The sequence below is a fragment of the Pseudomonas sp. L13 genome (assembly GCF_009935965.1).
Classification (GTDB): Bacteria; Pseudomonadota; Gammaproteobacteria; order Pseudomonadales; family Pseudomonadaceae; genus Aquipseudomonas; species Aquipseudomonas lactis.
In genome coordinates this window covers 146,025-164,738 of the sequence record NZ_QODJ01000003.1, presented here as the reverse complement: position 1 = coordinate 164,738, position 18,714 = coordinate 146,025, and the positions used below count along the sequence as shown (strand labels likewise).

Annotated in this window: 16 protein-coding genes; 8 read left to right on the top strand and 8 right to left on the bottom strand. The window is 60.6% G+C overall.

Translation table 11 applies throughout. The features are described from left to right. The first annotated feature begins 25 nt into the window (after positions 1-25). From DK871_RS03595 to gdhA, 5 genes are all read left to right on the top strand, one after another. Positions 26-1,243, top strand: coding sequence for an MFS transporter (locus DK871_RS03595; RefSeq protein ID WP_161904007.1), 1,218 nt, complete (start codon positions 26-28; stop codon positions 1,241-1,243). 39 nt (positions 1,244-1,282) lie between these two features. Beyond that, the gene (locus DK871_RS03590; protein WP_161904006.1) at positions 1,283-2,512 is read left to right on the top strand and encodes a pyridoxal phosphate-dependent aminotransferase; all 1,230 of its coding nucleotides are present in this window, start codon (positions 1,283-1,285) and stop codon (positions 2,510-2,512) included. 24 nt (positions 2,513-2,536) lie between these two features. Then, a complete protein-coding gene (locus tag DK871_RS03585; RefSeq protein WP_161904005.1) occupies positions 2,537-3,382 on the top strand; it encodes a hypothetical protein in 846 nt (281 codons plus the stop codon). 48 nt (positions 3,383-3,430) lie between these two features. Continuing rightward, positions 3,431-4,321, top strand: coding sequence for a phosphoenolpyruvate mutase (gene aepX, locus DK871_RS03580; protein ID WP_161904004.1), 891 nt, complete (start codon positions 3,431-3,433; stop codon positions 4,319-4,321). 346 nt (positions 4,322-4,667) lie between these two features. Next, positions 4,668-6,005 (top strand): NADP-specific glutamate dehydrogenase, encoded by a 1,338-nt coding sequence (gene gdhA / locus DK871_RS03575; protein WP_161904003.1) that lies wholly within the window; start codon positions 4,668-4,670, stop codon positions 6,003-6,005. Here the strand turns inward: gdhA and DK871_RS03570 are convergent. The 4 genes from DK871_RS03570 to DK871_RS03555 form a co-directional block, all read right to left on the bottom strand. After that, on the bottom strand, positions 6,002-6,499 hold the full coding sequence (locus tag DK871_RS03570) for a GreA/GreB family elongation factor (RefSeq protein WP_161904002.1): 498 nt from the start codon (positions 6,497-6,499) through the stop codon (positions 6,002-6,004). The genes gdhA and DK871_RS03570 overlap by 4 nt on opposite strands. 56 nt (positions 6,500-6,555) lie before the next feature. Beyond that, a complete protein-coding gene (locus tag DK871_RS03565) occupies positions 6,556-6,912 on the bottom strand; it encodes a hypothetical protein (RefSeq protein WP_161904001.1) in 357 nt (118 codons plus the stop codon). A 247-nt stretch (positions 6,913-7,159) separates the two neighbouring features. Further along, positions 7,160-9,013, bottom strand: a complete 1,854-nt coding sequence (locus tag DK871_RS03560; protein ID WP_161904000.1) for a DUF4105 domain-containing protein — start codon at positions 9,011-9,013, stop codon at positions 7,160-7,162. Positions 9,014-9,103: 90 nt separating this feature from the next. Further along, positions 9,104-9,592, bottom strand: coding sequence for a DUF3015 domain-containing protein (locus DK871_RS03555; protein ID WP_003194274.1), 489 nt, complete (start codon positions 9,590-9,592; stop codon positions 9,104-9,106). A 263-nt stretch (positions 9,593-9,855) separates the two neighbouring features. On the opposite strand from DK871_RS03555, the gene DK871_RS03550 reads away from it, so the two are divergent. Together DK871_RS03550 and DK871_RS03545 are read left to right on the top strand one after the other, a co-directional pair. Continuing rightward, complete coding sequence (locus DK871_RS03550) at positions 9,856-12,294, top strand: Lon protease family protein (protein ID WP_161903999.1); 2,439 nt, start codon at positions 9,856-9,858, stop codon at positions 12,292-12,294. A 312-nt stretch (positions 12,295-12,606) separates the two neighbouring features. Continuing rightward, entirely contained in the window at positions 12,607-12,924 is a 318-nt protein-coding gene (locus DK871_RS03545) for a hypothetical protein (protein WP_161903998.1), read from the top strand. Positions 12,925-12,983: 59 nt separating this feature from the next. On the opposite strand, the gene DK871_RS03540 is transcribed toward DK871_RS03545, so the two are convergent. Beyond that, positions 12,984-14,807: a hypothetical protein gene (locus DK871_RS03540; protein WP_161903997.1), complete on the bottom strand. Its 1,824-nt coding sequence runs from the start codon at positions 14,805-14,807 to the stop codon at positions 12,984-12,986. A gap of 162 nt (positions 14,808-14,969) precedes the next feature. Here DK871_RS03540 and DK871_RS03535 point away from each other — a divergent pair, with 162 nt between their 5' ends. Continuing rightward, positions 14,970-15,458: a TIGR00645 family protein gene (locus DK871_RS03535; RefSeq protein WP_016976786.1), complete on the top strand. Its 489-nt coding sequence runs from the start codon at positions 14,970-14,972 to the stop codon at positions 15,456-15,458. Between the two features lie 15 nt (positions 15,459-15,473). Here DK871_RS03535 and DK871_RS03530 read toward each other — a convergent pair whose 3' ends face one another. The 3 genes from DK871_RS03530 to DK871_RS03520 form a co-directional block, all read right to left on the bottom strand. Beyond that, positions 15,474-16,907, bottom strand: coding sequence for a glycosyltransferase family 39 protein (locus DK871_RS03530; RefSeq protein WP_161903996.1), 1,434 nt, complete (start codon positions 16,905-16,907; stop codon positions 15,474-15,476). A gap of 116 nt (positions 16,908-17,023) precedes the next feature. After that, a complete protein-coding gene (locus tag DK871_RS03525) occupies positions 17,024-18,049 on the bottom strand; it encodes a hypothetical protein (protein ID WP_161903995.1) in 1,026 nt (341 codons plus the stop codon). A 106-nt stretch (positions 18,050-18,155) separates the two neighbouring features. Further along, positions 18,156-18,410: a DUF6124 family protein gene (locus DK871_RS03520; RefSeq protein WP_094774590.1), complete on the bottom strand. Its 255-nt coding sequence runs from the start codon at positions 18,408-18,410 to the stop codon at positions 18,156-18,158. Between the last annotated feature and the right edge of the window lie 304 nt (positions 18,411-18,714).

Here is an 18,714-nt window from a genome sequence, read left to right as displayed (position 1 = left end):
TTTTGCCTGAGAGCCTCTGACCCAGATGAACACCCTGAAGCAGACCGCAGCGCCATCGTTGTCGCCGCCTGACCCGGTCACCGTGCGTCGCCGCGCTCTGGTGGCCGGCTGCGGCGCGCATGCCGTGCACGACGGGCTGACCGATGTGATTTATGTGCTGTTGCCGATCTGGCAAGCGCAGTTCGGCCTCAGCTACGCCCAGATCGGCCTGTTGCGCGGTGCCTACGCGGGCATGATGGCCGGTTTTCAGTTACTGGCCAGCCGGGCTGCCGCACGCTGGGGGCGTGAACGCTTGCTGGTAGGTGGCACGGCGTTGGCGGGGCTGGCCTACCTGCTGGCCGGCCAGGCTGGCGGGCTGGGCGTGCTGTTGTTGGCACTGCTGCTGGGCGGGCTCGGCGCGAGTACGCAGCACCCGCTGGCCTCGTCGTTGATCACCGATACGCACGAGGCCGGCGGGGGCGTCAAACAAGCGCTGTCGCAGTACAACTTCAGCGGCGATATCGGCAAGACCCTGATCCCGGGGCTGATCGGCCTGTTGCTGGCGGTCATCAGTTGGCGCGCCAGTGTCACCCTGCTGGGTGTCCTCGGGCTGCTGGCGGCAGGCCTGTTGTGGTGGCTGATCCCGGCACGCACCGAGGCGACGGCGGCGCCGCTGAAAGCCACCCGTACGGGCGGCGGCGCTGGTTCTGCGAGCGGCCTGCGTGCGCTGATCGTGACCGGCACGCTGGACAGCGCTGTGCGCATGGGTTTCCTCACGTTCCTGCCGTTTTTGCTCAAGGCCAAGGGCGCCGGGCCTGCGGGCATCGGCCTGGCGCTGACGATGCTGTTCGTGGGGGGCGCCTTCGGCAAATTGTTGTGCGGTTACCTCGGTGCGCGCATCGGCATGATGAAAACGGTATGGGCCACGGAGTTCACCACGGCCGTGCTGATCGTCATGGCGGTGTATTTGCCCTACGCCGGCTTGATGGTGATGTTGCCGCTGCTGGGGCTGGCGCTGAACGGTACGTCGTCGGTGCTGTACGGCGCAGTTCCGGACCTGGCAGGGCCGGGCAGGCGTGACCAGGCGTTCGCCGTGTTCTACACCGGCACCATCGGTGGCGGCGCCTTGGCGCCGGTGCTGTTCGGCAGCCTTGGGGATGCCACCGGTGTGCCCATGGCCGTCCTGTTGCTGGCCGCCACCTTGTTGCTGACCTTGCCGCTGTCCTGGCGGGTTCAGCAAGGGTTGGAGGCCCAAGCCCGGTAGGGCGAACGAACGTTCCAACGTGTTCTGGCAGGTATAACAATGAATAACAGTGAACCCTCTGCCGTGTCATTGCCGTTGTCCCAGCGTGCGCAACGTCTCAGCGCACCCGGCACGTCCAGCATGCGCAGTAAAGCCAATGCCTTGAAAGAAGCCGGCGTCAACGTGGTCAACTTTGCCGCGGGCGAATTGTCCTTCGATGCCTGCCCGGTCATGAAAGCCGCCGCGACCGAGGCGCTGGCCACTGCCCGCAACCGTTACACGCCGCCCATCGGCCTGCCCCAGCTTCGTCACGCGCTGGCGCAGCAGGTCACTCAGCGCTGCGGGGTGAGTTACGCCGCCGATGAAATAGCGGTGACCGCCGGTGCCAAGCAAGCGCTGTATAACGCCGCGATGGTGCTGCTCAATCCGGGGGATGAAGTCATCGTCGCGGTGCCGTACTGGGAAACCTTCCCCACCCAGATCCAACTGGCCGGTGGCGTTCCCGTCTATGTCGACACGGCTGCGGATGACTATCGCCTCACCTGCGCAGCGGTCCAGAAGGCCCTGACGCCGCGCACCCGGATGATTGTGATCAACACCCCGAACAATCCGACGGGCACGGTTTATCAGCGCGAAGAACTGCTGGGTATTGCCCGGCTCGCCTTCGCACACAGGCTTTGGGTGGTGTTCGACGAGTGTTACCGCAACCTGGTGCGCGCCCCCCATGAACATCACAACATCGTGTCGCTGTTTGCGCCGCTCAAACATCAGACGGTACTGGTCGATTCGTTTTCCAAGAGCCATGCGGTCACCGGCTGGCGGGTAGGGTATGCGTGCGCGCCGGCACCAGTCATCGCCGCCATGCACAACCTGCAAGGGCATACGACGTCCAACCCCAGCAGCCTGTCCCAATATGCCGCGCTCGGCAGCCTGATGGCGGACGCGCCGCACTTTACCCGCCAGGTCAATGCCTTCCTCGACCAGCAATTGCTCGCGGCCTGCACCTGCCTGGGGTATGTCGACGGCATTCGGTGCGCCCCGCCGGAAGGGGCGTTCTATCTGTTTATCGATGTGTCCCGCAAGTTGGGTGGCCGCTACCTGGGCACCGTTATTCGTGACGTCGACCACTTGGCCGATCTGTTATTGACCGAGGCCCATATCGCGGTGGTGCCCGGTTCTGGCTGTGGTGACAACAACAGCATTCGCATCTCCTACGCCGTTGAGCGTGAAGCACTGATTGAGGGCCTCACACGCTTCGCTCGTTTCATGTCAGAAATCGTTGCGCATTAACCCCACCTTAAAAGGATATGAGCCGTGGAAAATCTGAGCCGCCAATTGATCGGGTACGTGAACCAGGCGCTGGTGGATGTCGAGGACGGACATCTGGTCCAGGCCCTGCTCAGCGGTTTCAACAGTCAAACCGCCGCGCTGGACACGTACTGCGAGACCTATGTCGACATGACCTCCAGTAATTGGAGCGAGTCGTCACTGTGTACGTTCTTCTGTGGCTGGCGCAGCCCGGACGGGGCCGCCCATGCCGTGTCGAGCATCATCGTGCGCATCCTCCAGGAGTCGGCATCCTTGGCGGATGACGCCCGGTTGAAAATGCTCGAAGCGGCGGCCCATTGTGGGGAGATCATTGTCGAGGACATCGGGCTGGGTGAAATGCATGGGCATCCGCACCATTCCAAGCTGTATTACCGCATGGCTTCGGCCATCTGCGGCTCCGATGATTGGCGCCTGCAAGACAAATTCCTCAACCCGATTACCAAAGAGTTCTCCGGTTGGGTGGGGGAAAAGCGCCCGCTGGCGCCGCAACTCATCGAAGCGCTGGAAATGATGGCCATGACGGAGTTGTTCAATACCGGCGAATACAACCTGATGACCCCGCTATGGAAACAGTGGTTGCGCGATGTGCGGGGCTATAGCGCCGGCGAGGCCAGCCGCGTTGCGAGTTTTCTCAGCGTGCATTGCGGCAGCGTAGAAGCGCGCCACTTCAAGCATGCCGCAGAGGCGTTGCGGCTGTATGCCGGCGCCACCGGGCAGGCGGTGGATTACACGCGTATCGCACGGCTCTCCAAGGAGTACGTGGCCAGGGCCTGTGAACATCTGCAAAAGATGGCATCGGTGCTCAAGTGCGAACAGCCCGCCTGGGATTGAGGCTGTTCGATAACCCTTGTTGTGCCGCTGATAAGGAGCCTGAACCCTATGATGGATACCGAAGCGCGCCGACGCCCTCTGTCGGCGCTATTGGATAGCACCCGTTGCCTGCGCGTACTCGAAGCCCATAGCCCGATATCGGCGTTGCTCGCGCAGCGCGCCAGGCTGGAAATCAGCCCCGGGCATACGGTGGGGTACGACGCTATCTGGTCGAGTTCGCTGACCGACTCGACCCAGCGCGGGTTACCCGACATCGAAATTCTTTCGCCCAGTAACCGATTGCCGGGGATTCGCGAAATATTCGATGTGTGTTCGCTGCCGCTGATATTCGATGCCGATACCGGCGGCAAGGCCGAACATTTCGCGATTCATATCAAGATGCTGGAGCGCGCGGGCGTCTCGGCGGTGGTGATCGAAGACAAGTGCGGCCTGAAGAAAAACTCACTCTTGGGCATCGAGGTCGACCAGGCGCAGGAGTCCATCGAGGCCTTTTGCGCCAAGCTCCAGGCCGGCTGTGCGAGTCGCACCGGCTCAGGGCTGATGATGATTGCCCGGTGTGAAAGCTTGATCCTGGATCGCGGCATGGAAGAGGCGATGGCACGGTGCCTGGCGTATGTCGAGGCGGGGGCGGATGGCATCATGATCCACAGCCGCAAGCAGGATGGCCTGGAAATCCTGGAATTCGCCCGGCAGTTTCGCCTGCAGCGGCCCAGGGTACCGCTGATCTGCGTGCCGACCAGCTATGTTCACCTGAAGTTCGAGGTGCTGGAGCGAGCAGGTTTCAACGCGGTGATTTATGCCAATCACATGTTGCGCAGTGCCTATCTGGCCATGCGCGATACCGCCGTCGGAATACTTGCCAATGGCAGGACGCTGGAGCTGGAGCCCCGTTGCCTGGGCATCGACGAGATACTCGACCTGGTGCCGGGCACGCGCTAGTGACCTGCGCGAGGCTGTGGGCAAATGCTGTGCGGGTTTGCTCGCGAAAGCGGTGGGTCAGTCGCTGCCTCTGTTACTGCACCACCGCTATCGCAGGCAAGCCAGCTCCCACATGACCGGTGTACTCGATCAAATGTGGGAGCTGGCTTGCCTGCGATAACGGCCTACCTGTTGGTGCAAAACTCAGAGTGAAATCCCCATTTAAGGGCAAAAAGAGGCAGTTATTTATACTTATTGCACCATTTAATTTCACAAAGGCGACATTTTGCCCTGTCGCGGTGCGAAACGAATTGATAAAGTCCGGCTCAATCTCTGTTTAACAACAATCAATTTGCCGAGACTTTTCATGACCGAATCCGTCGATTCCTTCCTTGCCCGCCTCAAGAAACGCGACCCGGACCAACCGGAATTCCACCAGGCTGTAGAAGAAGTCCTACGCAGCCTGTGGCCCTTTCTTGAAGCCAATCCGCACTATTTGTCCTCGGGCATTCTGGAGCGCATCTGCGAGCCGGAGCGTGCGATCACGTTCCGGGTGTCGTGGGTGGATGATCACGGCAAGGTCCAGGTCAATCGCGGTTTCCGTATCCAGATGAACAGCGCCATCGGCCCCTACAAAGGTGGCTTGCGCTTTCACCCCTCGGTCAACCTGGGCGTGCTGAAATTCCTCGCCTTCGAACAGACCTTCAAGAACTCCCTGACCTCGCTGCCCATGGGCGGCGGCAAAGGCGGCTCGGACTTCGACCCCAAGGGCAAGAGCGACGCCGAAGTGATGCGCTTCTGCCAGGCGTTCATGAGCGAGCTGTACCGCCACATCGGTGCGGACGTGGACGTACCGGCCGGCGACATCGGTGTGGGCGCGCGGGAAATCGGCTTTCTGTTCGGCCAGTACAAACGCCTGAGTAATCAATTCACCTCGGTGCTGACCGGCAAGGGCATGACTTACGGAGGCAGCCTGATCCGCCCGGAAGCCACCGGTTTTGGCTGTGTGTATTTCGCCGAGGAAATGCTCAAGCGCCAAGGCCAGCGCGTCGAAGGCAAGCGGGTGGCGGTGTCCGGCTCCGGCAACGTGGCGCAGTACGCGGCGCGCAAGGTCATGGACCTGGGCGGCAAGGTGATTTCTCTGTCGGACTCCGAAGGCACCCTGTACGCCGAAAGCGGTTTGACCGAAGAACAATGGTCGGCGCTGCTGGAACTGAAAAACGTGCAGCGCGGGCGTATCAGTGAACTGGCCACACGTTTCGGCCTGGAGTTCCGCAAAGGCCAGACGCCTTGGGAATTGGCCTGCGATATCGCGCTGCCCTGCGCCACCCAGAACGAACTCGACGCCGACGCTGCGCGCACCTTGCTGCGCAACGGCTGCCTCTGCGTGGCCGAAGGCGCGAACATGCCGACCACGTTGGAGGCTGTGGATATCTTTATCGACGCGGGCATCCTGTTTGCACCGGGCAAGGCTTCCAATGCCGGTGGTGTGGCGGTGAGCGGCCTTGAGATGTCGCAGAACGCCATGCGCCTGCTATGGACTGCCGGCGAAGTGGACAGCAAGCTGCACAACATCATGCAGTCGATCCACCATGCCTGCGTGCATTACGGTGAAGAAAACGGCCGCATCAACTACGTCAAGGGCGCCAACATCGCAGGCTTTGTGAAAGTGGCTGACGCGATGTTGGCCCAAGGCATCGTTTAAATCTCGGGTTCGACGCGTAACACTTCGATCACCTGATCGCCGACGGGGCGCTGCCACAGCACCTCGTCGCCCACCTGAGCGCCCAGCAAGGCGCGGCCCAGGGGCGAGCCCCAGTTGATCAAGCCTGCGTTGGCATCGGCCTGGTCTTCACCGACTAACTGGATGCGCTGCTGTTCGTCCTGCTCATTGGCAAACGTGACCCAACTGCCGATCTGCACCTTGTCGGTAGACGTGGCCGGCGCGACTACCTGGGCGCTTTGCACCCGCTGGTTGAAGTAGCGTAAATCCCGCTCAAGGTCAGCCTGGCGCTGTTTATCAGCCCGCTCGCCTTTGGCAGCTTCGTCGCTATGCTCCGCCTGTAACTGCGCCACCTTGGCCTGCAACTGCGCCAACCCATGCGCAGTCATGCGGTTGGGCTGCTCGCTGACCTGGCGCTCCACCGGCGGATCGGCCTGGGCCGCCGCGTTGTCTTCATTTACAAAAGCTCGGCTCATGGCGTTCTCCTTCCTATGGAAGTTGGGCCACGTTCGCGGGCTGATCGTTCCCACGATCAGCGTGAGCGATAGGCTTTGGCGGTGTCGCGATCTTTTTCCTGCTGCCAATCGTGTTCGCGGTCGTCCCTGCGGTTTTCCTCGTAATCGCGCAGTTCCTGGCTCTCGCGCATGGCCTTGCACTGACGAAACCCATCTTCCCAACCTTCGGCGTATGGCCGGTCTTTCAGATAGCGCGGCACATTCTTGCGAAACTCCCCGGTAATCACCCCAGCGGCCTGGCGACCGCTGCTGCAACCGTCGTCGAAGCCGTCGGCGAAGGCCGGTGGATAACCTTTGGCCAGTAATTCCTGATGGGTTGACTGGCAACCCGCCAACCCCACCACCGCGCACAGCATGACCGCATACCGCCACATGGCGTACTCCCTGGCCGTTTTACGGCTGATAAGGGAAGTCTAGAAGGAGATTTGTCAGCTATATGTGAAAGGGGTGTCAGAGGGATGTACCGGACTTTTGGTCACGCACAAAACCAACTGTAGGAGCGAGCTTGCTCGCGAAAAACGTCAACGATAATGCGTGCTTCCTGGATAAACGCGGCGTTTGTGAGTTTTTCGCGAGCAAGCTCGCTCCTACAGAAAGCGAGCGCCTTTCACCAGGCTTGCGTCAGTAGTGGTACCACTTCAGCTCAAGCATCACTTCATTGACTGGCGTGGACAGGTGGCTGTACTCACGCTGGGCACTCAGGCGCAGGCCCAGGTTGCGTGACAGTTCCCATTGCTGGTTGAGGCTGATGCTGCGCCGCACTTCGCCGTTGGTGAAAAAATCACCCTTGGCTTCCAGGCTCAGGTTGCCCAACGGGTTCTTCCACAGCACGCCGGTGTTGAAGCCTGCGGCGGGGGAGATGGCTTCGCTGAAGTCGTTGTTATGCTCCACGCGCACGGTGCCGAGGGCGAAGCCGAGCATGTCGTCGGAGAGTTGCCAGGTGCCACCAGCGCCGCCGTTGACGTGGGCCACCAGGGTTTCGTCGTCGTGTTTGCCCGGCACGCGTTCCAGGCCGCCGGTGACTTGCCACGACCAGGGCTGCAGCAGCGCATTGCGTGGCGTCAGCGAGCGGATGGTGGCCAGGTCCAGTTGCTGGAACTGCCAGTGATTGCCCTCGTACTGGCGCAATTTCATTTGCAAAATTTCGATCTGCGCGCCCAGGGGGAAGCCTTCGGCGTTGTCGTTGAGGTCGTGATAGGCCATGCGCAGGCCGTATTCGCCGAAGGCTTTGTCGCCGCGGGTGCCGATGCCGGCTTGCCAGGTGCGCGACTCGTGGCCGTTTTCCGGCAGGCCGGGCGGGGTGATCTTCAGGTCGGGCGCCGGGTTCTGGTTGATCGCGCGCAGCAGTTCGAAGCTGCGTTGGGAGCGTGTCGCGTCGCGTTCCAAACCGTTGGCACGGTAGCGGCCCAGGCGGTAAGCGGCATCCACGATCAGTGCCTGGCGCTCGCGGGGCAGGGCTTTGAATGCAGGCTCCTGCAGTTGCTTTTGGTCATCGCTGATGTTCAGCACCCACTGTTGCTCATCGCTATCGAGTGGCTTGGCGCGTTCCAGCAGCTCGCGTTCACGGGATGGGCGATAGTCGATCTTCTCCACCAGCCCTGCGTCTTTTACCGCTTTGACCGTGTCGGTAGGGATCGCGGTGAGCGGGAACTGTTCGGTCAGGCGCAGGCCGGGGCGGGCGACTTGCAGCAGCTCGAGCAGGCGGTAGGAGCAGTTTTCGTCGAAGAAGAAGTAGTCGAACTGGATCTGCTTGAGCTCCCACACGTGCTCGACCATACGCTTGGTCTCGACCTCGGTGAGGTTCAGGCGGTATTCCCACAAATCACGGTTTTCGAGGCTACGGTATTCCGAGAGCTTTTCCTGGTAAGGCACCAGGGCGAACAGGCCGGGATAGCCGCCCATCAGGCCCTTCCAGGCATAGAGGATGCTGTTGTCGGAGCCTTCGATATAGGCACCGAAGTTGATCGCATAGCTGAGCAGCGCGGTGTTGTTGCTTTGCACGTCGGCCTGGTCGATGCGCAGCAGGGTGTGGCCGAACATCGACGACGGGCTGTTGAGGTAGGCCGCCGGGAAGATCATCACCGCGCTATGGGGCGCGACGTCCTTGAACCACTGGGTGAATTCTTTGCATTCCAGCGCGGGCAGGTCGTTCAGTGGCAACTGCGCCTTGAGCCAGCGGGTACGTGCGGGGTAAACGCACTGGGCGTGCTTTTCACCCAGGCTGGCCGGTGCATACAGCGCCTCAACGGTGGCCTTGAGTTCCGCGTCCGGATGGTGTGCGCCATCGGGCGCGATGAAGAATTTCTTGTCGCTGACATAGCTGCGCCAGCCACTGACTTTGCCGGCTTCGTAGTGCCCCAGCGACAGCCAGAACGGATCATTGGCCAGTTGCTGCAAACGTTGATCATCAAGGTGCGGGGCCGCGTACAGCGGGGCGCAGGCGAAGAGTGCCAACCAGGCAAAGCGTTTGAGCATAGGGGCAACTTAAGTCAAAAAAGTGAGACCCAAAGGGGAGGCGGGTCCAAAAATAGTGCCCGCGCCTCGAAAGGCGCGGGCAGGTCGAGCTTAAGCCTGGGTTGCGTATTTCGCCAGACGGGCATCGCTTTTCAGTACAGCAATGGTGTTGTTGTGCACGTCGTCAGCGGTCACGTCAGCCTTGCTGAAGATCTGCTGGAAGTGCTCGTGGGTCACGGCCGCGAAGTGATCGCGATCTTCTGGCGCAACACCCAGTACCACCGCGTAGGTGGTCAGCGCTTCGCCGTTGCCTTTGGCCATGTCTTCGGACAGCTCATTCATCATGCCATTCATGGCAATCCAGGACTTGCCGCCGTAGGTCAGGGCGCTGTTGGTGCTGCAACCGTTGGTGCCCGAGGTCATGCCGAAGGTGGCGTTACCCGAAGTACCGTTGGTGGTGGAGGCGAGGAAGTGGGCCGGAGTACCGCGCTGGCCTTCAAACAACATGTTGCCCCAACCGCAGTTCGGGCCACCTGGTGCTTCTGCCATTGCATTGAGGGAGACGACGGTGAAGAGAGTACCAAGAAGGATCCGTTTCATAGCTTTGTTCTCTTTGTGTGCAAACCAATGGACAAGGGTTCAGGTGCTCAACGCACCCTAGGGGCCAGTTATTAGTCCAACCCGCGCAGTTTGGAGTTTAGGCACGTTCCCAGGGTTCCGTGTTTTTTTATAAACATTGAGTGTCGGGCGATTTTTTTGTAGGACGCGCGCTGTGTGTATGCTTTCCCGAAAGCGCGCCTTGCCAGAGCGCTCAACCGGGAGCCAGAATGCCCCATCTGCCCCGCCTGATGTAAGGAAGCCCGATGCCTGATCCTGTTGCTGCCAGCTTGCGTCTAGCGCCCGAAGCGCTGACTCGCCCTTTCTCCGCTGAACAGTTCAGCTTCTCGACCACCAATGATTTGGAGCCCTTTCGCGGTGTGCTTGGCCAGGAACGTGCGGTTGAAGCCTTGCAGTTCGGCGTGGCCATGCCACGCCCCGGTTACAACGTGTTTGTCATGGGCGAGCCGGGCACCGGCCGCTTTTCGTTCGTCAAACGCTACCTGAAAGCCGAAGGCAAGCGCCTGCAAACCCCGGCGGACTGGGTTTATGTGAATAATTTCGATGAGCCCCGCGAGCCCCGCGCCCTGGAATTGCCAGGTGGCGCCGCCGCGGCTTTTATCGCCGATATCAACGGCCTGGTCGATAACCTGGTCGCCACCTTCCCGGCGGTGTTCGAACACCCGACTTATCAACAGCGTAAAAGCGCCATCGACCGGGCGTTCAACCAGCGCTACGACAAAGCGCTGGACGTGATCGAGCGCCTGGCCCTGGAAAAAGACGTGGCGCTGTACCGCGACAGCTCCAACATCGCCTTCACGCCGATGCTCGACGGCAAGGCGCTGGACGAAGCGGAGTTTTCGCAACTGCCGGAAGCCGATCGCGAGCGCTTCCACACCGATATCTCCGAGCTGGAAGAACGCCTCAACGAAGAGCTGGCCAGCCTGCCGCAGTGGAAGCGTGAGTCCAACAACCAACTGCGCCAGTTCAACGAAGAAACCATCACCCTGGCCCTGCAGCCTTTGCTGGCACCGTTGTCGGAAAAATACGCAGAAAACGCCGGGGTCTGTGGCTACCTGCAAGCCATGCAGGTGTACCTGCTCAAAACCGTGGTGGAGCAATTGGTGGACGACGCCAAGACCGACGCCCAGGCGCGCAAGCTGCTCGAAGAGCAGTACTGCCCGAGCCTGGTGGTGGGCCACTCGGTCAACGGTGGCGCGCCGGTGGTGTTTGAACCGCACCCGACCTACGACAACCTGTTCGGCCGTATCGAATACAGCACCGACCAGGGCGCGCTCTACACCACCTATCGCCAGCTGCGTCCCGGCGCCTTGCACCGCGCCAATGGCGGTTTCCTGATCCTGGAAGCCGAAAAAATGCTCAGCGAGCCCTTTGTGTGGGAGGCGCTCAAACGCTCCCTGCAATCGCGCAAGCTGAAGATGGAGTCGCCCCTGGGCGAACTCGGCCGCCTGGCCACCGTGACCCTCAACCCGCAGATGATTCCCTTGCAGGTCAAGGTGATCATCATCGGTTCGCGCCAGTTGTATTACGCCTTGCAAGACGCCGATCCGGACTTTCAGGAGATGTTCCGCGTACTGGTGGACTTCGACGAAGACATCCCCATGGTCGACGAAAGCCTGGAGCAGTTCGCCCAGTTGCTCAAAACCCGCACCTCGGAAGAAGGCATGGCGCCGCTGACCTCGGACGCGGTGGCGCGCCTGGCGACCTACAGCGCACGCCTGGCCGAACATCAGGGGCGCTTGTCGGCGCGTATTGGGGATTTGTTCCAGCTGGTGAGCGAGGCGGATTTCATTCGCCACCTGGCGGGCGATGAGATGACCGATGCCGGGCATATCGAGCGCGCCCTCAAGGCCAAGGCCACGCGCACCGGCCGCGTGTCGGCGCGGATTCTCGACGACATGCTCGCCGGCGTCATCCTGATCGACACCGCCGGCGCCGCTGTGGGCAAGTGCAACGGCTTGACGGTGCTGGAGGTCGGCGACTCGGCATTCGGCGTACCGGCGCGGATTTCCGCCACGGTGTACCCGGGCGGCAGCGGTATTGTCGACATCGAGCGTGAAGTTAACCTCGGCCAGCCGATTCACTCCAAGGGCGTGATGATCCTCACCGGTTACCTGGGCAGCCGCTATGCCCAGGAGTTCCCGTTGGCCATCTCCGCGAGCATCGCCCTGGAGCAGTCCTACGGGTACGTGGACGGCGACAGCGCTTCCCTGGGCGAGGCATGCACCTTGATCTCGGCCTTGTCCAAGACGCCGCTCAAGCAATGTTTTGCCATCACCGGCTCGATCAACCAGTTTGGTGAAGTGCAGGCGGTGGGCGGGGTCAACGAGAAGATCGAAGGCTTCTTCCGCCTCTGCGAAGCCCGTGGGTTGACTGGTGAGCAGGGGGCGATCATCCCTCAGGCCAACGTGGCCACGCTGATGCTTGACGAGAAGGTGTTGCAGGCCGTGCGTGCCGGGCAATTTCACATCTATGCGGTGCGCCAGGCCGACGAGGCGCTGAGCCTGCTGGTGGGCGAGGATGCCGGTGAGCCGGACGCCGAGGGGCAGTTCCCGGAAGGCACCGTGAATGCGCGGGTGGTGGAGCGCCTGCGCGCGATTGCCGAGATGATCAGTGAGGAAGATTTGAAGGAGGCGGAAAAGGAGCTGGCGCAGCAGGCGTTGGCAGAAGCCAAGCCAACCTGATTGCTGTCATCACTCGGTCAAGGTGGGAGCTGGCTTGCCTGCGATAGCGGTGTATCAACCAACTGGGAGGTTGGCTATGAGTCCGTCATCGCAGGCAAGCCAGCTCCCACAGTGATCTATGGTGTATTTGGGGACGTTTAGCGTGCCACAAAATTGACTCTCGCCTGGGACCAACGCCCGTTGGTCTCTACAACCTTGGTTTGTCGCGTTTTTATTCTATTCTCAGAGTCAGGGATATCCACAGGAGTCGCAGGATAGAAACAGCCTCGCCGTGCGCTGGGGCTGAACACCGATCTACCGAGGGTCGCCGCCATGTCGCGCAACCTTTGCCTTACCCGCCAGTGCCTGGGCCTGGTCACCCGTATCGAATGCTCCATTCGCCCTCTGGCCGGGGATAACGGCATGTGGACGCTTTTGTTTGCCGCCGGCATGTCGGGCGAGCAGCCTTCCACCGTCAAATCCCAGGGCCCGTTCCATGGGCCCTTCGTGGCAGAACGCATGCTGGGCACCATCGTTGATAGCCTGACCTTGCACGGCTACGAGCAAATGGACGAGCCGCAGATCTGGTGCCTGCACCTGCAGGCTCATCTGCGCCAACTCAATGGCGGCCAAGAGCAACTGGCCCTCTGAGGATCGTTCCCACGCTCCGCGTGGTAACGCCGCCTCGGACGCTCCGCGTCCACCCAGGGCTATTTGCTCTCAGGCTTGTCCAATTTCACCTCAAAGCCGTACTGCACGGTGCTGAGGTCGGTGCGCTGGTAAGTTTCCAGCGTGGTCGGCTGGCCGTAGAAATAATGCACGTCAAACATCGCCGTGCCATATTCCTCGGCGCGGTGGCTGACACCGAGGATCTCCTTGAGGTAGTTGCCGCTGGCGTCCTTGGCATAGAAGCGCCAGCTGTCGGCGGGAAAGTCCTTTTGATCGACGATCAGCGCGTTGTCCTTGAGTGACAGGCCCTTGGGCAGCTTGGCGGCGTCAATCGTGGCTTTCTCGATGGTGGCCAAAAACAACGGTACCGAGCCCACCACATACGCCGGGGTTTCCGGGAACAGGTTGAGGTCGTACGTCAGCGTGCCGCTGGCGGCATTCAGTTCGAACGCTTCGGTCGGCAACTCGATGGGCTCGCCCCGTTCGCCCTTGTCATCGGCGGTGAAGAAAGTGATAGGCGCGTCACTGTTGTTGCGCTCGGCACCGACCAGGTCGTCATTGAAGGTGAACGGGTGGTCGAACACGATTTTCGCGGCACTGGCGTCTTCGGTCGATTGGCTGATGGTGACGCTGTTTTTCAGTTGGTCCTCGGTCATCGACGCATCTTTGAGCCAACTGGCGGCGCTGTCGTCGTACACCGTGACCGGCATCGGCAGGGGCTGTACGGTGTGTTGCAGGCTGTTCCTGTCAAAGCGCATCACCGGCAGGTCCAGGTCTTTACGGGTGAGCGTGGCCTTGGAAAAGTCCAGCACATTCACCTGCAGGTTATCGATCAGCCCGTTGAAGTACACCTTGGCGTAATGGCTGGTCTGCTGGCGTTCGAAGGCTTTTTGCGCGTCGGTCAGCTGTTTATCGAAGGCATCGGACCACGCGGTCTGTTTTTGCATCTCGGCCAGTTGTTTCTCATAGAACGCCACCTGCGCGGCACTCTCGTTGATCGAGCCTGAGCGGGTCAGAAACTGCCCGGTGCTGTCGCGTGCCTGTACCAGCAGCGGGTTGGGTGACGCGTCGCCCACTTCGGCGGCCAGAGGTTGGCTGTTGGTCAGTTCGATCTCGGCGTAGTTCTTTTCCAGCGTCAGCAGGTTGAGGGTGATGTTGCCGTCGGTGCGTTTATGGCCCACGTCTTGTTTGGTCAGGTCGAATGTCAGCACCTTGCCCGGGGTGATCACCTCCACCGCACCCTTGAGGCTGATGGGTTGTGGCTGGCTCTTGTTTTCCGTCTCAATGCCTTCGATAAACGGGTAGGTCACCGTCAGATCGTCGGGGTTGGTCAGGTTGGAGCTGCTGGGGCTCAGTTGAATGCCGGGGTCGGTTTCTGACCATTCCGGCTGGAAGGGAATGACTTTATTGTTGCTCAGGGTGACCGACTGCCATTCCAGGCCATGGGGGAAGGGGAACTGGTCCGGGGCGTTGAAGTTGAACGGGAAGACCGGCTGCAAATCCGTCAGGTAGTCGGAATGCGAGGTTTTGCGCAGCACGAAAAGGCCGTTGATGTAGGTATCCACCAGCGCTTGGGGCGTAGGGTAATGCTTAAGCAGGGCCAGGCTGTTTTCGCCGTATTCGGCTTCGATGGGCTTGCTGGCGAGCTTGACGCGCGCGCGCTCCAGCAACAGCAGCGAGCCGCCCAGGTCCGCAATCGCATCGCGCAGCTTGGGGTCCTGGATGCTGTCCAGGGACTGTTCGAACTTTGTGGTTTTCTCTTCGAGGGTCGCCTGCTTCTGCTCTTCTTTGGGGGAGCAGCCGCTGGCCATCAGCAACGCCGCGCACAGGCCGAGAGCGGCCAAAGGGGATCGCACATCCATCATCTGAGTCTTCCTGTCCGACATCATCGAGCCGAGTGAATGGTCTCGACACTAGCAGAAAAATTCTCTTACAGATGCCACTTGGGTCAGTTTTCTCGCGGTGACAGGTGCCCGGTGGCGGCTGGTATACTCGTCGCCATTTTTAGCCAAGCTGTGTGAGATTCAATGGAACGTTTTATCGAAAATGCTATGTACGCCTCGCGTTGGCTGCTGGCGCCCATTTATTTCGGCTTGTCCCTGGGATTGCTGGCGCTGGCGCTGAAATTTTTCCAGGAAGTGATTCACCTGTTGCCAAGCGTGTTCTCGATGGCCGAATCCGAGCTGATCCTGGTACTGCTGTCGCTGATCGACATGGCTTTGGTGGGCGGCTTGCTGGTGATGGTGATGATTTCCGGCTACGAGAACTTTGTCTCGCAGTTGGATATCGATGAAAGCAAAGAAAAGCTCAACTGGCTGGGCACCATGGATTCTTCATCGCTGAAGATGAAAGTGGCGGCCTCCATCGTAGCGATTTCGTCCATCCACTTGCTGCGCATCTTCATGGACGCCAAGAACGTCGATCCACAGCACCTGATGTGGTACGTGATCATTCACATGACGTTCGTTATCTCGGCGTTTGCCATGGGCTACCTCGACAAGGTCACCAAGCACTGATACGCCGCGCCAGCCTTACTGTCCCACAAAATAGTAAGGCTGGCGGTTGACCGCCATTTGCTTGATCACCGTAACCTTTTCGTTCAATCGGTCGGTGTGGTCCGTCAACGCAACGTTGCCGGGCTTGGCGCTGAGGAAGGCGCGCAGTTCGGCTTCGGTGTTCAGGATCGGCAAGTAGGCCTGCAGGTAGAACACGCTGGCGCCGTCGATGCGCTCGTTGGGTTGGTACATCGCCACCGTCCTGCCCTCGTCTTGCAGGGCCTGGATCTGGCTGATCACCGGTACGAATGATTGGCGCACATCGGCTTTAGGCGCGAACCAGAACGCCGCGCTCAGATAGCAGGCGATGGCCAGCGCGAAAACCCCGCCAATAATGCGCCGGTGATAACGGTACAGCCCCGGCTTATGGTCTTTGGCCCACTCCAGCAACACCCGCGCATACTCGGCGGCCAATACCGCCGCGGCTGGTGTCAGCGCCATCAAGTACACCGTGCGTTTACTGGAAGCCAGGGTCAGCAGGGTGAACTGCGCCACCAGCCACACACTGAAAAATAGACGATAACGGTTCTGCATCAGGCTTTTACGGAAGTGCCACAAGCCCAGGTACACCAGGATGTTCCAGGGCAGGAAGGCCTCGGGCAGTTTGGCGAGGTAATAGTAAAACGGCTCGTAATGCCCGGCTTCTACGAACGACCCACTGAAGCGCCCGACGCTATTGGTCCATAACACCTCACCCACCGCCTGCATCCCACCGCGCTGAAACAGAAACCCCAGCCAGATCAGCAACGGCACCAAGGCCAACAACGTGAACAGCGCCGGCTTGAGCCAATCGCCCAGCCGCAGGCGCTTATCCATCAGGCTGGTGCAAAGCAGGTACACAAAAATCACAATGCCCGGCATCGCCAGGCCCAACACGCCCTTGCTCAGGGTGGCGATGACCATCCCGGCGGTAAACAACGCCCAGGCCCACACACTGGAGCCTTCACGTTCAGGCCGTACCGCCTGGTAAAACCCCAGCAGGGCAGCGGTGACCCCGAGGCTGAGCAACGAATCCTCACCCACACCCCGCACATTGCCCCAATAACTGGCCATGGTCGCCAGGATCAGCGCAGCGCTGAACGCCAGCGTCTGCGGCCGCCCAAACCGACGCAGCATCCCGTACAACAGCATCACACTGAACAGCCCGGCAAACGCCGACGCCAGGCGCACCGCCCCGGTGCTGGCGCCAAACAGGCGAATCGCCCCGGCGTCCAGCCACAGGCTCAGGGGCGGTTTTTCCAGGAAGGGTTCACGAAACAGACGCGGCACCACCCAGTCATTGTCCAGGTGCATCGCCATGGCGATCCCGGACACCCGGGCCTCGGTGGAGCCTTGCAACTCGTGGTTGCCGAGGGCGAAGAAGAACAGCAGAGCAGCAAGCAAGAGCAGCAGGGGAGCGGGGCGCGTCATGGAGTCTGGCTACCGAGGCATGAGACCGATCGGGCGTCCGGTCATGGGTAATCAGGGAGTATACGAGCGCGATTCTTAACCTTTGGTGAACGGCCGTGGGTTTTTTCTCCGGCGCGTCAAGGTAGTTTCAAGCTTGGCACTGCCGCTTTGCCTTGAGCGGTCAGCACCGGCTCCAACTGCTCCCAGGTGAAGGCCAAGTCGTTGTCGCAACCGTCACCATTGGCCGGTGTCGAGAGTTGCAGGCCCTGGGTGTTGAAGCTGAGGTGAAAGATGGAGTAATCGGTGATCGCGGGGCAGCCCTCGTCGGTGGTGGTTTGCTTGGCCAGCCAAGTGCTGAAGGCGGCCGGCAGCTTCAAATGGCCGGAATAGGCGTCATGCCATTGCTGATGGCCGCCGAGCCAGGTCCATGGGTCCACACTCTCGCCGGTTTGCAGGTTCCAGGAGTGCAGACCCCAACTGATGCCCATGGCGCCTTGGCCTGCGGCCCAGCGGTAGAACCGCACGGTGAGAAATTGCGATGACCAATAGGCGGGCTCAACCTCGATTTCACTGGTATAGACCGAGCCGTTTCGACCCAGGTATTCACGCCGTTCATAAAAATAGTCGGTTAGATCTTCGTCATTGACGGCCAACGCGGCGAGTTGCTGGTTGATCTTCTGCACCGCCGGGCCGTCACCCTCCAGCTTGAGCGTGACGCGGGGGCCTTGGGTCTTGAGCTGGTAGGTGTGGTTTTTGAACGTCTTCTTCTCGCTCTTGATCGGCAGCGGCGCGGCTTCCATGGGCGCGTTATAGGCATCGCTGCCGCAGCCGCCCGTGCCAATGCGGCGCAGGGCCAGTGGCAGCGGCGTGCCGCCATCGGTTTTGCTCCAGGCACCCGAAAGGGTATCGCCCTGAGGTTTTTGCAGGGCCCAGAAACCGGTATTTCCTTCCTCCACCCACGGGGCGTTGTCGTTGGCCTGGGTCAGCTGAATCGGGGTACGGATGCGCTGGTAGTAATAGCTGCCATGCTCCCCGTCGGCGCCGTTGAAACACACGGTGATAGCGGACTTGCCCAAAGTACCCTGCCAAACCCCGTCCAACTCGGCAGCGCTGGCAAGTAAAGGCATGACGGAGAGGGCGATGACGGCGAAGGGCTTGAACACGGGTATCTGACTTCCGGTTGTCTGATAAAGGCCGTCAGGGTAATGGGAAGTGTGAGGGGATGCCAGGGGGCGAGATGCGCTGAGGCGTCTCGCCCGTTTGCGTGTTTTAGGGTTGTGGCGGATGGGTAGTGAATGGCTGGGTGTTCAAGACTCGTTCTACCAGTAGCTCACCCAGAACGATCAATTGTTGGGCTGCCAGCAACTTGTGGCGGTGCGCGCCTTCGAGTTCGAAAGCCAGGTCGGTGGTCATCGCGTTGAGAGAGGCGAGGGTTTCGCTGGCTTGGATTAGCAGGGTTTCGGGGTGGATGTTTTCGGCGAGGGTGAAGAGGGTGGTTGGGGGATTGGGGGTGATTTTTTTCATGATGAAGCTCCCACACTGTTTAAGGAGCTGCCTCCCCCCTGCTGTCAAACAGGAATAGGTGGCAGCTGTACGCGGGTTGACAGACCGGAAGTGTAGGAACCCGGCGCACCCGAAGATGCCCCACGCACAGCCGCCATGAACGGAGCGGAATGCGTAAGCATGCCGCCTTATCACGGGGTGTGAAAGGTTACACTTTTCGGCCTGTCAAAGCCGGACGCTGATCATCAGCGACGCAGAGAAGTTAGCGTTGTGAAGGGGGTTGCGCCAGTTCACCAACAGTGCGGCAACTTGAGGGAAAATTCCG